Origin of the sequence: Micromonospora sp. NPDC047707 (genome assembly GCF_040704235.1) — a bacterium.
GTDB lineage: Bacteria > Actinomycetota > Actinomycetes > Mycobacteriales > Micromonosporaceae > Micromonospora.
In genome coordinates this window covers 219,630-233,341 of the sequence record NZ_JBEYSU010000006.1, presented here as the reverse complement: position 1 = coordinate 233,341, position 13,712 = coordinate 219,630, and the positions used below count along the sequence as shown (strand labels likewise).

The 13,712-nt window shown below is 73.7% G+C and carries 11 protein-coding genes; 5 read left to right on the top strand and 6 right to left on the bottom strand.

Features of this window, described 5'->3' with window-relative positions; genetic code table 11:
- Nucleotides 1-98 precede the first annotated feature (98 nt).
- Nucleotides 99-1,577 carry a glutamate--cysteine ligase gene (locus AB0873_RS09700; protein WP_366599252.1) on the bottom strand — a complete coding sequence of 493 codons (1,479 nt, stop codon included), beginning with the start codon at nucleotides 1,575-1,577 and terminating at the stop codon, nucleotides 99-101.
- Between the two features lie 184 nt (nucleotides 1,578-1,761).
- Here AB0873_RS09700 and AB0873_RS09695 point away from each other — a divergent pair, with 184 nt between their 5' ends.
- The gene (locus AB0873_RS09695; protein ID WP_366599250.1) at nucleotides 1,762-2,100 is read left to right on the top strand and encodes a DUF3817 domain-containing protein; all 339 of its coding nucleotides are present in this window, start codon (nucleotides 1,762-1,764) and stop codon (nucleotides 2,098-2,100) included.
- A gap of 160 nt (nucleotides 2,101-2,260) precedes the next feature.
- On the opposite strand, the gene AB0873_RS09690 is transcribed toward AB0873_RS09695, so the two are convergent.
- Nucleotides 2,261-2,809: a hypothetical protein gene (locus AB0873_RS09690; RefSeq protein WP_366599315.1), complete on the bottom strand. Its 549-nt coding sequence runs from the start codon at nucleotides 2,807-2,809 to the stop codon at nucleotides 2,261-2,263.
- 144 nt (nucleotides 2,810-2,953) lie between these two features.
- Between AB0873_RS09690 and AB0873_RS09685 the strand changes: the two genes are divergently transcribed.
- From AB0873_RS09685 to AB0873_RS09670, 4 genes are all read left to right on the top strand, one after another.
- On the top strand, nucleotides 2,954-4,078 hold the full coding sequence (locus AB0873_RS09685) for a Vms1/Ankzf1 family peptidyl-tRNA hydrolase (RefSeq protein ID WP_366599248.1): 1,125 nt from the start codon (nucleotides 2,954-2,956) through the stop codon (nucleotides 4,076-4,078).
- Nucleotides 4,071-5,825, top strand: coding sequence for a thiamine pyrophosphate-binding protein (locus AB0873_RS09680; protein ID WP_366599246.1), 1,755 nt, complete (start codon nucleotides 4,071-4,073; stop codon nucleotides 5,823-5,825). Before AB0873_RS09685 ends, AB0873_RS09680 begins: the two co-directional genes overlap by 8 nt.
- Nucleotides 5,826-6,180: 355 nt before the next feature.
- The gene (locus AB0873_RS09675; protein ID WP_366599244.1) at nucleotides 6,181-7,593 is read left to right on the top strand and encodes a hypothetical protein; all 1,413 of its coding nucleotides are present in this window, start codon (nucleotides 6,181-6,183) and stop codon (nucleotides 7,591-7,593) included.
- Nucleotides 7,594-7,817: 224 nt separating this feature from the next.
- Nucleotides 7,818-8,954, top strand: coding sequence for a SigB/SigF/SigG family RNA polymerase sigma factor (locus tag AB0873_RS09670; RefSeq protein WP_366599242.1), 1,137 nt, complete (start codon nucleotides 7,818-7,820; stop codon nucleotides 8,952-8,954).
- 52 nt (nucleotides 8,955-9,006) lie between these two features.
- On the opposite strand, the gene ctaD is transcribed toward AB0873_RS09670, so the two are convergent.
- The 4 genes from ctaD to AB0873_RS09650 form a co-directional block, all read right to left on the bottom strand.
- A complete protein-coding gene (gene ctaD / locus AB0873_RS09665) occupies nucleotides 9,007-11,013 on the bottom strand; it encodes a cytochrome c oxidase subunit I (RefSeq protein ID WP_366599240.1) in 2,007 nt (668 codons plus the stop codon).
- A gap of 109 nt (nucleotides 11,014-11,122) precedes the next feature.
- Nucleotides 11,123-11,851 (bottom strand): ATP-binding protein, encoded by a 729-nt coding sequence (locus AB0873_RS09660; protein ID WP_155332343.1) that lies wholly within the window; start codon nucleotides 11,849-11,851, stop codon nucleotides 11,123-11,125.
- 93 nt (nucleotides 11,852-11,944) lie between these two features.
- The gene (locus AB0873_RS09655) at nucleotides 11,945-12,406 is read right to left on the bottom strand and encodes a DUF4383 domain-containing protein (protein WP_366599238.1); all 462 of its coding nucleotides are present in this window, start codon (nucleotides 12,404-12,406) and stop codon (nucleotides 11,945-11,947) included.
- Between the two features lie 78 nt (nucleotides 12,407-12,484).
- Nucleotides 12,485-13,642 carry a glycosyltransferase gene (locus AB0873_RS09650; protein WP_366599236.1) on the bottom strand — a complete coding sequence of 386 codons (1,158 nt, stop codon included), beginning with the start codon at nucleotides 13,640-13,642 and terminating at the stop codon, nucleotides 12,485-12,487.
- Between the last annotated feature and the right edge of the window lie 70 nt (nucleotides 13,643-13,712).

Genomic DNA, 13,712 nt, shown 5'->3' with positions numbered 1-13,712 from the left:
GGAAGGCTCCTCAGGCATCACGGACGGTGAGCCTTCATGATGGGGCGGGCCGGGCCGGCGATGGTCTTCCGGATTGCTTGACTGTGGGCGGGAAACGGTCAGGGCAGCGGCCACTCGTGGACGGGCCGGTTGCTGTGCATGAGGTCCACGTAGTGGCGGACCACCTCGCGCAGCGCCGCGGGCCGGTCCAGGTGGTCGGCGGACTCCAGCCGGTGCAGCGTCTCCACCTGCCAGCTCGCGCCGTTGCGGCCGGTGAGACAGCGCTTCTCGATGATGCCGAGCAGCCGGTCCCGCTCCTCCGGGGCCACACCCCAGCGGTCCAGTCCGTGGTGGGCGAGCGGCAGCAGCCGGCGCAGCACCAGCTCGGTGACCGGCAGGTACCCCAGGCCCGGCCAGAAGACCTGCGCGTCGATGCCGTACCGGGCGCAGGAGGTGAAGTTCTCCTCGGCGGCGCTGAACGACATCTGCGACCACAGCGGCCGGTCACTCTCGGCCAGGGCCCGGACCAGCCCGAAATAGAAGGCGCCGTTGGCGATCGTGTCGACGACCGTGGGCCCGGCCGGCAGCACCCGGTTCTCCACCCGCAGGTGCGGCCGGCCCTTCAGCACGTCGTACACCGGGCGGTTCCACCGGTAGATGGTGCCGTTGTGCAGCCGCAGTTCGGCGAGGGCCGGCACGCCGCCGGCCGCGAGCGTCCCGGCCGGGTCCTCCGGCTCGCAGATCGGCAGCAGCGCCGGGAAGTAGCGGACGTTCTCCTCGAACAGGTCGAAGACCGTCGTGATCCAGCGTTCGCCGAACCACACCCGGGGACGGACGCCCTGCGCCTTGATTTCCTCGGCGCGGGTGTCGGTGGCCTGCTCGAACAGCGGGACCCGGGTCTCCCGCCACAGTTCGCGGCCGAAGAGCAGCGGCGCGTTCGCGCCGAGCGCGACCTGGACACCGGCGATCGCCTGCGCCGAGTTCCAGTAGTCGGCGAACTGGGCGGGGCTGACCTGGAGGTGGAACTGGGTGCTGGTGCAGGCGGCCTCCGGAGTGATCGTGTCCGCCGTGACCGCCAGCCGCTCGACCCCGTTGATCGCGATCCGCAGGTCCTCGCCGCGGGCCGCGAAGATCTGCTCGTTGAGCAGCCGGTAGCGGGGGTTGGCCGACAGCGTCGCCGCGGTCAGGTGCTCCGGACGCAGCGTCGGCAGGATCCCGATCATGACCATGTGGGCGCCGACCGTCCGCGCCTTGGCCTCGGCGGCGTTGAGGCTGGCGCGTACCTGCTCCTCGAACTCGGCGGTGCCGGTCCCGGCGAGCCGCCGGGGCGCCACGTTGATCTCGACGTTGAACTGGCCCAGCTCGGTCTGGAAGTCCGGGTCGGCGACGGCGGCGAGGACGTCGGCGTTGCGCATGGCCGGCATCGACCTGTCGTCGACGAGGTTGAGCTCGATCTCCAGCCCGGTCATCGGCCGGTCGACGTCGAACCGCGACTCCCGCAGCATCTCGGCGAAGACGTCGAGGCAGCGGCGCACCTTGTCGCGGTACCGGGCCCGATCCTCACGGCTGAAGGTCTGCGCACCGACATCCTCGCCCATGGTCACCACCCTGTCACCGCTGGTTCCCCCTAAGTTCGCATGCCGGTACCGGTGGGGGAAGACCCATCGGTCCTCTTCTACCCACCCTGGGGCTCCGTGATCCCCGTCGCGCGCCGCCCCTTCGCGCCCGGCGGGCACAGTCGGCGCGGCTAGCATGGCCGGCGGAAGGGGTGGGATTGTGACGATGCGGGAACGGGTGACCCGGCTGTTCGTCGTGGCGGCGATCGCCGAGGCGATCTCCTGGGCGGGGCTGCTGGCCGGCATGGCGGTGAAGTACGGGCCGCCGGCCAACGAACTGGGCGTGCAGGTCTTCGGTCCGATCCACGGCGCGCTCTTCGTCGCGTACGGCGTTCTGGTGCTCGCGGTTGCCCGGCTGCGCCGGTGGCGCCTGCTCACGGCCGGGGTGGCACTGGTCTGCGCCGTGCCGCCCTTCGCCACCCTGGTCTTCGAGCGGTGGGCCCGCCGCCGGGGCCTGCTCGCCGACGCCCCCGCTCCGGCCCGGGACGCCGCCCCCGTCGGCTGACCCCCCGGCGCGGTCACCCCGCCAGGACCGCCGCCGGGGCCCCGTGGCGAGCTGCTCCGGCGCCTTCTCGGCCATGTGGTGCCCGGCCGGCGGGCCGAAACGCCCGCGGTTAGGAAGGGACCCTTATACAACGCCAGGCGTTAACAAGGGGCCCTTCCTTTCACGTCAGCGCGGAGCAGGCGGCGACGGCGGCGAGCAGGAGCGCGCCGAGTGCGGCCTGGAGCAGCAGCGGCGGCCCGAGATGCGACCAGAGCGTCGCCGTACGCGGGGTGAGCAGCTGCCCGGTGGTCAGGTTGACGATCCGCTCGATCTTCGGCGGCAGGTCGGGGTCGCGCTGGCGGCGCAGCGTGACCTGCACGTGGTCCGCCGGGTGCAGGGCGCTCTGCGGCAGGTGCCCGTGCAGCTCCACCTCGCAGAGCCGCCCCGCGGTGTCGCGCAGGCGGACCGGGGTGACCAGGTACTCCGGGCCCTTCTTCAGGTCCTTGAAGCGGCGGCGCGCGCCCCCGGAGCCGGCGGACAGGACGGTGCGGACGAGGGCCACCAGCAACCCCGCGACGCCGGCCGCGGCCAGCACCACCACCAGCACCGGCTGACCCACCCGCACCTCACGGGGGTAGCCCTCGAGCAGTCGGACGACCCGGCCGGTGACGATCCGCGCCGTCGGGTGGACGATCCGCGGGGTTTGCAGGTCGCTGTCCATCGCCACCACCCAGAGTCCGGTTCTGTTCACCGATCGTATCGGCCCGGCCAGTTGAACGACGTGAATGAACGCAGGTCACGCCCCACCGAGCGGTTCAGGTGACAAGCCGGACGGCATGGGTAAGCGCAGGGCCGAGCTGGAAAGGGGTCGAGCATGCAGCTGTCCTTCCTGCGCCCGCTCTACGACCGGCCGGGCCCGTGGTGCTCGGTCTACCTGGACGCGTCCGCCGACACCGAGGACGCCCACCCGGCGCTGGACCTGCGCTGGCGCGCCCTGCGGGACCGGCTTCAGCAGCAACGGGCCGACCTGGCGTCGATCGAGGCGATCGAACGGGTCGTACGGGGCCACGACCCGATGCCGGGCGACTACGGCATCGCGGTGTTCGCCAGTCACGGCCGGGTGGCGCTGTCGGAGTACCTGTCCGCCCCGCCGCTGCGCGACCTCGCCGCGTTCGCGCCGCTGCCGCACGTGATGCCGCTGCTCGCCCAGCGCGGCGAGCAGGTGGCCTGGGTGCGGGTCCTGGCCAACCGGGAGGGCGCCGACGCCATGGCGGTCAGCGCCGGCGGCGTTCCCCGGCGTGCCGCGGTCACCGGCCGCGAGGACTTCCAACTGCGGCGGGTCAACCCGGGAGGGTGGTCGCAGTCGCGGTACCAGCGAGCCGCGATGGAGGCGTGGCACCACAACGCCGGCGACGTCGCCGCCGCGACGGTGCAGCTCGCCGAGAAGGTGGGCGCCGACGTGGTCGTGGTGGCCGGCGACGTCCGGGCCACCGGCGTGATCGCCGCCCAGATGCCCGACCGCTGGCAGGACGTCCTCGTCCGCACCGACGCCGGCTCCCGGGCCAGGGGCGCCGACGACACCCTCCTGGACGACCTGACGGTGCAGACCATCGCCGAGGTCGCCGACCAGCGCATCAGCGCCACCCTGGACCGGTTCGGCATGCAGGAGGACGTGGGTGCCGGGCTGGACGCGGTGGTGTCGGCGTTGCAGCGCAACCAGGTGGAGAACATGCTCATCGTCGACGACCCGTCGGCGAACGGGGAGCTGTGGATCGGACCCGAGCCCACCGAGATCGCCACCGACCCGCAGCAGCTGGCCGCGATGTCGGTACGCGACCCGGCGAAGGTCCGCGCCGACGCCGCCCTGGTGCGGGCACTGGTCGGGACCGACGCCGAGCTGACCGTGCTCGGCCCGGACGAGGCGCCGGAGCTGACCGACGGGGTGGGCGCCGTGCTGCGCTACGTCGACGCCGGCACCCCCGGCCGGGGCGATGGTTGAGCGTACGGCGGCCGACCTGGTGGTCGAACGGCTCCGGGCCTGGCGGGTCCCGCGCGCGTTCGGCTACCCCGGGGCGGCCATCGCCCCGGTGGTCGAGGCGCTCGACGCCTCGGGCGGGGACCCCGCCTTCGTGCCCGCCCGCCACGAGGAGACCGCCTCGTTCATGGCCACCGGGCACGCCAAGTTCACCGGCGGAATCGGGGTCTGCCTCGCCACCCACGGTCCCAGCGCGGTCCAACTGCTCAACGGGCTCTACGACGCGAAGCTCGACAGCAAGCCGGTCGTGGCGATCGTCGGCGAGGACGTCCGGGGGCCCCTCGGGCGCGCGCACGAGCAGATCGGCCTGAGCCGGCTCTTCGGTGACGTGTGCAACCAGTTCGTCCGGTACGCGCGCGCCCCGGCGCAGGTGCCGGGCCTCCTCGACGAGGCGTTCCGCACCGCCGCGGCCACCCGGAGCCCGGTCTGCGTCGTGCTGCCCCGTGACGTCCAGGAGGCCGCGGTGCCGGACCTGCTGCCCGAGTCGGTCGTCGTCACCACGACGCCCGGCGAGCCGCTGGCCCGGGTGTTGCCCCGCGACCCGGACCTGGCGGCCGCGGCGCACCTGCTCGGCGGCTCCCGGCGCACCGCGATCCTGGTCGGGCAGGGCGGCCGGGGCGCCGCCGAGGAGATCGTGGCCCTCGCCGACCGGCTCGGCGCCGGCGTGGCCACCTCGCTGCTCGGCAAGCCGGTGCTCGACGAGCGGCTGCCCTTCCACACCGGGGTCCTGGGCGAGGTCGGCACACCGGCCGCGGCCGAGCTGATGGGTGGCTGCGACGCGCTGCTGATGATCGGCACGAACGACCCCTGGACCGACTACTTCCCGATGCCCGGGCAGGCCCGCACCGTCCAGATCGACATCGACGGCCGCCGAATCGGCTCCCGCTACCCGGTGGACGTGCCGCTGGTCGGCGACGCCGCCGAGACGCTGCGCGCGCTGCTCGCCCGGGTGCCCGACCGGCCGAACGCGACCTGGCGGGACACCGTCGAGGACTCCGTCGACCGGTGGCGAAACGAGGCCGCCGCGCGCGCCGCCGCGCCGGCCGAGCCGGTCAACCCGCAGCTGGTGCTGCACGAGTTGGCCGCCCGGGTGCCGCGTACCGGCGCGATCGCCGTGGACGTCGGGTCGGTCCTCCACTGGTACGCCCGACACGTGGAACTGCCCCCGGGCGTCGACGCGCAGCTGTGCGGCACCCTCGGGTCGATGGGCTGCGCCCTGCCGTACGCGGTCGCCGCCAAGCTCGCCGCCCCAGACCAGCCGGTGCTCGCCCTGATGGGCGACGGCGCCATGCAGCTCAACGGTCTCGCCGAGCTGGTCACGATCTCCCAGCACTGGCGGGAGTGGCCCGATCCGCGCCTGGTGGTGCTCGTCCTCAACAACCGCGACCACTCCGGCATGGGCGGCGGTTGGGGGCCGACGGCCGACCTGTCCCGGCGCCGCCCCGACGTGCCGTACGCGGGCTGGGCCCGCCTGCTCGGGCTGCACGGCGTCCGGGTGGACCGGCCCGATCTGGTCGGCGCGGCGTGGGAGGAGGCGTTCGCCGCCGACCGGCCGTGCGTGGTGGAGGCCGTCGTCGACCCGGCCGTGTCGCCCGCCCCGCCGGAGCCGGCGTTCGCCGACCTGCGCGCCGTGTTCGCCGGGGGGGACGCCGCCCGTCGGGTCCGTGACCGGGTGCTCGGCGCCGGGCTGGCCGTGGAGGACCTCGTCTGACCTCCGGGCACCATCGGCGGGCGGCGGGCACGGCTTCTCACCGGCACGGGTCGGGCTGGCCGGTCGAGCCACCCGATCTGTGCGACCAGCACCGGCCTGACCCGTCGGGCGGCTCGACGGCATCCGTGCCGCCCGTCCCGATGCGGTGTCGCCGTGTCGTCTGGCGGCATCGGCACGGAAGCGGCCCGGGTGGGAGAGCCGGCACCTGCCGGGTACGGCAGCCGGTAGCCGACCCGGACCGGCGATCCGCCGGAGATCGCGGGATTACGACCGAGCGGTCTGGGATGCCCCGTTTGAACCGCATCGGGACGGGAAGCCGGGCCGCGTGGTGAGCGAACGAGGCAAGGTAGGGCCGGTGCACAAGGTGCGCGCGGGGCTCACGGCTGAGGGCGCCGGCCTGGCCGGCGACCGCGTCGTGGCGGCCGGCAGCGCGGCCCGGATCCTGGTCGGGGCGACGGCCCGGGCGTTGCGCGGCGCCGACTGCGCGGACCTGGGCCACCCCGGCCCGCTGTCCCGCTTCACCGGCGCCCCCGAGGCGGTACGGCGGGCCGCGGTGACCCGGGCCGCCGGCCGGGTCGCGCTGACCGTGGGCCAGACGGCGGAGGTGGACGCCGACCGGGTCGCCCGCTGGTTCGTCGACCAGTACCCGTGCCGCCGGTACCCGGGGCTGCTGCTCGGCTCCCCGCACGGCGCAACGGCCCACCTCGCGGTGGCGCTCGGCGTGCCGTGGCTGCCCGCGAGCTTCGAGATGAGCGTGCACTGGGCGCAGGGCGCGGTGGACCGCCCGGAGGCCGCCCTCGACCATGGCGCCGCGCTCACCGCGCGGCTGCTGGCCGGCAACCCCGACCTGCACGTACGCCAGGTGCACTGCCCGGCCAGCCGGGGCGCCCTCGCCGGTGCCACGGTCTCGCTCGCCGCGCGGTGGCGGCGGCTGCCCGCCGCGTACGTCCGGTTCCTGGCCGACCGCCTGGAGCCCGGCGCGCCGGTGCTGCTGTTCCGCGACGCCCGCACCTGGCCGGTGCTCGACTCCGCACCCGGGCACAGCTTCCAGGTCGGCTGCCCCGGCAGCGGGCTGGACCCGGTGGACTTCCACCCGGACAGTCACGCGCTGCGCCAGGTGCTCCGCTCGGCCGGCGGCGACGGCACGCGCTGGACGCCGCCGGAGGTCGTCGAGCCGCCACGCCCCGCCGAGCACGGCGTGGAGTCCGGTTTCGACCAGGCCGTACGGGAGTGGGCCGACGCGCACCGGCACCCGCTGCACCGGGTGCTCGTCCCGGAACCGGCGGCGCTGAGCGCGGCGACCGCCGACCTGTACCGGCGCTGGCTGCGCGCCGCCGGCAAGACCGGCAACCGCCTGGTCGTCGAGTGCGGCCGGCTGCTCGACCCGTGGCAGGTGGTCCGCGCGGGAATGGTGCCCTACTGGTGCGAGAACGCCACCCGGCGCAGCGTGGAGGGGGTGGAGTGGTGGCTCGCCGGCAGCGAGCCGTTCAGTTCGGTGGACGTCCTGCCCGAGCCGCCGGGACTGCGGTCACCGGCCCTCGCGGGGCTGCCGCAGTGGCTGGCCGTGGCCGCCTTCGGCCGCCGCCGGCGCGCCCTGGACCGTACGGCGGCCCGGGGGTACCCGGTCACCTCGGTGCCCACCCGCCGGGCGACCGAGGTGCTGCGGGCGCAGCCGTACGACCTGCCCACACCGCCGGCGATGAGCGTCGGCGCGGCCCTGGAAGCGCTCCGCGACAGCGGCTCCCACCAGGGCCTTCTGGTCTGTTGAGACCGGCACACCGAAACATCCTCGCGAACCCGGGGTCCCGTGATTGAGTACCTACGGAGCGGGAACACCGCTGGCTGCGACGGCCTGATCACGCCGTGCAGTGCGGCGCCGTCGCCCGCTGGCGTCCCAGTCACGTAACCCACTTCCGGCCCGGTGCGTGGTGCCACCACGCGCACGACCGGTTTCCCAAATCCGGGCGGGGGACCTTCCTGAGGGAGGCGCGGATGTTCGGACAGACCACCACAAGTACGCCGCCACCTACCGACCGGGGCCTCGAAGACCTCGACGCGGCGGCTCTGGCGTACGCGGCACGGATCGAGGGACTGCCGCCCGAACGGCGGCAGGAGGCACGCGACGACCTGGTCCGCTTCGCGCTGCCGTTCGCCGGGCGACTGGCGCGCCGGTACCGGGGGCGTGGTGAACCGCTGGAGGACCTGGAGCAGGTGGCCCGGCTGGGGCTGGTCAACGCGGTGGACCGGTACGACCCGGAACGGGGTTCGTTCACCGCGTATGCGGCGATCACGATCGTCGGTGAGATCAAACGCCATTTCCGCGACCGCACGTGGGGCGTGCACGTCCCCCGGCGGCTGCGTGACCTGATCCTCGAGGTGGGACAGGCGACGGCGGCGCTGACCAGCGAGCTGTCCCGCGCCCCCACCGTGGCGGAACTGGCCGAGCGGCTGGAGACGCCCGAGGAGGAGATCCTCGCCGCGCTGGAGTCGGCGGCCGGGTACAGCCCGGCGTCGCTGAACGCCCCGGTGGGCGGGGAGAGCTCGGCCGAGTTCGGTGACCTGGTGGGGGAGTCCGACAACGCCCTGGAGTCGGTGGACGACCGGGTGACCGTCAGCGGCCTGCTGCACCGGCTGCCCTGGCGCGAGCGGCGGATCCTCGCCATGCGCTTCTACGGCAACCAGACCCAGGCCGAGATCGCGGCCCGGTTCGGCATCTCGCAGATGCACGTCTCCCGGCTGCTGTCCCGGGCGCTGACCTGGCTGCGGCAGGCGATGCTCGCCGACGCGCCGCCGCCGTGGCAGAACGGCGCCGGCGAGGCCGACCCGGTGAAGACGAGGATCTCGGTGAAGCAGAACGGCGACCGGGTGGTGGTCGAGGTCGGCGGGGACGTCGACCGTGAGAGCGCCGCCCAGTTGCGCCGGGCGATGCTGGAGGCGATGACCGGCCAACCCACCGAGGTGGTGGTCGACCTGGTCGGCGCGGCCGGCTTCGACGCCGGCGGGATCGCCGCGCTGATGGCCGGTCAGGAGGCCGCCGCCCGCACCGGCGTACCGCTGCGGCTGACCCGGGTGCAGCCCGCGGTCCGCCGCTCGCTCGCCGCCGCCGGCCTCCCCCCGACCCACGACTGACCGCACGAGGGGGCCGACGCGACAGCGCCGGCCCCCCTCCTCGTGCGGTCGGTTACTTCTCCGTGGTGTCGTCGGGGTGGCCGCCGGGGCGGCGCCACCGTTCGTTCTCCTGCGGTGCCCGCCGGGCGCCCAGGATGGGCTCCTCCGCCTCTTCGGTCTCCTCGAAGCTGGGCCGGCGGACCTCCTCCGGCTCGGGGACCTCGATCGGCCGGGCGCCGGACTGCGGGGCCGGGTGATGCGCCATCGCCTCGCGCGGACCAGCCACCGCACCGTCGGCGCTCGGCGATTCGGGCACGTGCCTCTCCATGTGCAACTCCTCACGGAACTCCTGGGGTGGCCGGGTGGCGCGCTGCGGCAGGTCGCGGCCGAGGTCGGCGACGAGCTGGCCGTACTTGGCGTCGAACGCGGGCCGCTCGGAGCGGATCCGGGGCATCCGGTCGAAGTTGCGCAGCGGCGGCGGGCAGGTGGTCGCCCATTCGAGGGAGTTGCCGAAGCCCCAGGGGTCGTCCACGTTGACCATCGCCCCGTATCGCCAGGACTTCCAGGCGTTCCAGATGAAGAACAGCGTGGACGCGCCAAGGACGAATGCGGAGATGCTGGAGATCGTGTTCTCCGTGGTGAACCCGTCGGTGGGCAGGTAGTCGGCGTACCGCCGGGGCATGCCCTCGTTGCCCAGCCAGTGGTGCACGAGGAAGGTGCCGTGGAAGCCGAGGAACATCGTCCAGAAGTGGGCCTTGCCGAGTCGCTCGTCGAGCAGCCGGCCGGTCATCTTCGGCCACCAGAAGTAGAACCCGCCGAACAGCGCGAACACCACCGTGCCGAAGACGACGTAGTGGAAGTGCGCGACGACGAAGTACGTGTCGGTGGTGTGGAAGTCGGCCGGCGGGCTGGCCAGCAGCACCCCGGTGAGGCCGCCGAGCAGGAAGGTGACGAGGAAGCCGATGGCGAACAGCATCGGTGTCTCGAAGGTGATCTGCCCCTTCCACATGGTGCCGATCCAGTTGAAGAACTTCACCCCGGTGGGGACGGCGATCAGGTAGCTCAGGATGCTGAAGAACGGCAGCAGCACCTGGCCCGTGCCGAACATGTGGTGTGCCCAGACCGTCATCGACAGCACGGTGATCGCGATGGTGGCGAGCACCAGACCGGTGTAGCCGAAGATCGGCTTCCGGGCGAAGACCGGGACGATCTCGGTGATGATGCCGAAGAACGGCAGCGCGATGATGTAGACCTCGGGATGGCCGAAGAACCAGAACAGGTGCTGCCACAGCATCGGCCCGCCGGTGGCCGGGTCGTACACGTGGGCGTTGAGCAGCCGGTCCGCCGACAGTGCCAGCAGCGCCGCGGCGAGCAGTGGGAAGACCAGGATCACCAGCACGCTGGTGAAGAGCATGTTCCAGGTGAAGATCGGCATCCGGAACATGGTCATGCCCGGGGCCCGCAGGGTCAGGATCGTGGCGATCAGGTTGACCGAGCCGAGGATGGTACCGAGCCCGGAGATGACGAGGCCCATGATCCACATGTTGCTGCCGACGCCGGGGGAGTGTTCCGCGCTGCTCAACGGTGTGTACGCGGTCCAGCCGAAGTCCGCGGAACCGTTGGCGGTGAAGAAGCCGCCGATGACCATCAGCCCGCCGAAGAGATAGAGCCAGTAGGCGAGGGCGTTCAGCCGTGGGAAGGAGACGTCGGCGGCGCCGACCTGGATCGGCACGATGTAGTTGGCGAATCCGAAGGCCGCCGGGGTCGCGAACAGCAGCAGCATCACCGCGCCGTGCGAGGTGAACAGCTGGTTGTACTGCTCGGAGGAGAGGAACTGCAGGCCGGGCCGGGCCAGTTCGGCCCGCATCAGCATCGCCTGTAGCCCGGCGACGACGAAGAACCCGAACGAGGTCAGGAGGTAGAGCAGGCCGATCTGCTTGTGGTCGGTGGTGCGCAGCCACCGGGTCAACTTGCTGCCGGGCAGCGCCGGCCGCAGCTGGCCCGGGTAGCCGCCGAAGCGCGCCGGCGCCAGGATCGCCGGACCCCGGTCGCGTGGTTCCGTGGTGACCCGCTTGGGCATTGGAAGCATCACCCCGCCGTGACGACAGTTGGACCGGGCGCGCCTACCCGCGCCTCTGCCCATGAAACCAGGCGAGAGCGACCATTAAGGCTATAGCGGTAATTTGGGGTTAATTGGCGGCCACGGTCGCCCAGACGGCCTTACCCGCACCGGCCGGCACGCAGCCCCAGCGCTCGGCCAGCTCCCGGACCAGCAGCAGGCCCCGCCCGCCCTCGGCCCGGAGGTCCGGCCGCCCGGCACGGGCCGGGCTACGGCTGCCGTCCTGCACCGCCACGTGCAGGTACGGGCGGCGCAGGGTCAGCGTCACCTGCATCGGGGTGTGCGCGTGCCGGACCACGTTGCCGACCAGCTCACTGAGCACCAGCGACGCCGGCCCGGCCGCCCCCGGCACGTTCCACCGGGCGCACGCGTCCCCGACCAGCTCGCGGGCCAGTCGGCAGGCCTCCGCCACCGGCTCCAGCCGGGTGCGCAGCCGGGGCGCCACGGCCCGCCGGGCCTCGTGGGTCGCCTCGGCGCAGTCCTGCCGTACCGGCAGCACCCGGGCCAGGGTCGACTCGGCCAGCCACCTCGCCGCCTCCGGCGGCGGGGCGCACACCACCATCGGGACCGCCGGCCAGTCGGCCGCCCGGCGCGCGGTGGTGGCGAAGACCGACAGGGCCAGCCGGTCGCGGACGGTGACACCGGCCAGGTCGACCACCAGCGCGTCGGGCTGTGTGGACAGACACCGGTCCAGCACCGTACGCACCGCGCGCATGCTGCCCAGATCGAGACCGCCGTACAGCCGCACGACCGTCACCGGCGCCCAGTCGCGCACCTCACAGGTGATCCGGCTCGGCATGCGGCCCTCGCCTCCCGTCCGTCGGAACCTGCGAACTACCCGCGCCTGAGCAGGGCGAAACCGGACCGAGACCGGGGTCACCGGGCGCGTCGTTCACCGGCGGGCGCGGCGCGGGGCCAACGTGCCCAGCGCGACCATCCCGGCGCCGAGAACCAGGTGCAGCCAGTCGTCGGCGTTGTTCACCGGCAGGAAGTTCGCCGCGCTGCCGTGGTCCACCGCCAGGCCGTACAGCCACAGCACCAGGTAGATCGCCCCGCCGCCGACCAGGTACATCCGGGCGGTCGGGACCGACCGGGCCAGGACCAGCCCGGCCACACCGAACAGCAGGTGGACGAGGTTGTGCAGGACGGACACCTCGAAGACGCCGAGCAGCCGGGCCCCCGACTGGTGGCCCGCGATCCGGAGGTCGGCGAAGTTCTCGGTGACCCCGGGCACGAAGCCGAGCAGACCGCTGACCAGGAAGACCACGGCGATGGCGAAGGCGGCCCGGCGCACCGGCGGCTGGTCCTCGGCCGGGTTCCGCCGAGCGCGCGCGTGGGCGGGCGGGACCGTCACCGGTGGGCGGTACCCGTCACACCGGGGCCGAAACGCCCCTGGCCGCCCCCTGCGGTGGGGACGGCCGGGGGCGGCGCGTCAGGCGGGTTGCAGCCGGGGCGCGGTGGCGAGCTGGCGGACCTGCTCGTACAGGGCCACGTACCGCTGCGCCATCGTCGCCGGCGTGAACCGGGCGGCGGCCTCCCGGCGGCACTCACCCTCGTCGATCAGGCTCGCCGCGAGGAGCAGGTCCCCGAGTTCCTCCTCGTCGGTGGTGAGCAGCCCGGTACGGCCGTGGTCGATCAGCTCGGGCAGGCAGCCGCGGGCGGTCGACACCACCGGCGTGCCCAGGGCGAGGGACTCGACCACCGCCGTACCCCCCGGCTCCTCCCACCGCAGCGGGAAGAGCGCAACGCGGGCGCCGGCCAGCAGGTCGTCGCGTTCCTGCCCGGCCACCGTGCCGACCCAGCGGACCAGGTCGCCGTCGACGTGCGGGGCCACCTGCTCGAGGAAGAACCGCACGTCCGGGTTCTGCCGGGCCTCCTCGCCGGCCGCGGCCAGGTCCTCCGGCCGGTGGTACGGCCCGACCGGGCCGGCGAGCACCAGCGGGACCCCCACCCGCTGCGCCACCCGGGCGCCCAGATCCTGCCCCTTGCCGGGGTTGATCCGGCCCAGGACGACCGCGTAGTCGCCCTTCGGCGCGGCGGGCCGGCGGTCCGCGTCCACCGCGAGCGGCGTGGACAGGTGCACGTGCCCGACCGAGTGCTCCCGCAGCGCGCGCGGCGCCCGGGCCAGCTGCGAGGCGGACACGCCGTTGACCCGGACCCGGTCCCCGCCGTCGACGTTGCCGTACAGCTCGGGGTGCTTGGCCAGGTCCCAGTGGAGGGTGTGCAGCGCCGGTGGGGCGTCCGGCCCCATCGCGGTGAGCGTGGCCAGCCCGACCGCCTCCACGTGGTCGTGCACCAGATCGATGTCGTCGCGGGCGTGCAGCTCCCGCACCACGCCGTTCAGGTGCGCCTGGGAGATCCCGCAGACCTGGTTGTACGGGCGTTGCAGCGCGTGGAACTGCCCGTCGGGGAAGACGGAGAGCATCTCGTCGACCGGGAGGGTGCTGGTGCCGACCGAGGCGAGCACGACGCGGACGCCGAGCCGCCGCAGCTCCGGCACCAGGGTCGCGATGACGTTCTCGATGCCGCCGTAGCCGGGCGGGGGCACGGACAGCCAGGGGCCGGCGTTCATCAGGACGGTGAGGCTCATGCGCGGTCCCTCCCCTCGGCGGGGGTGTAGGGGCCCCGCGCTCCACCACCGACCGGGCGGTGCGCCCGGC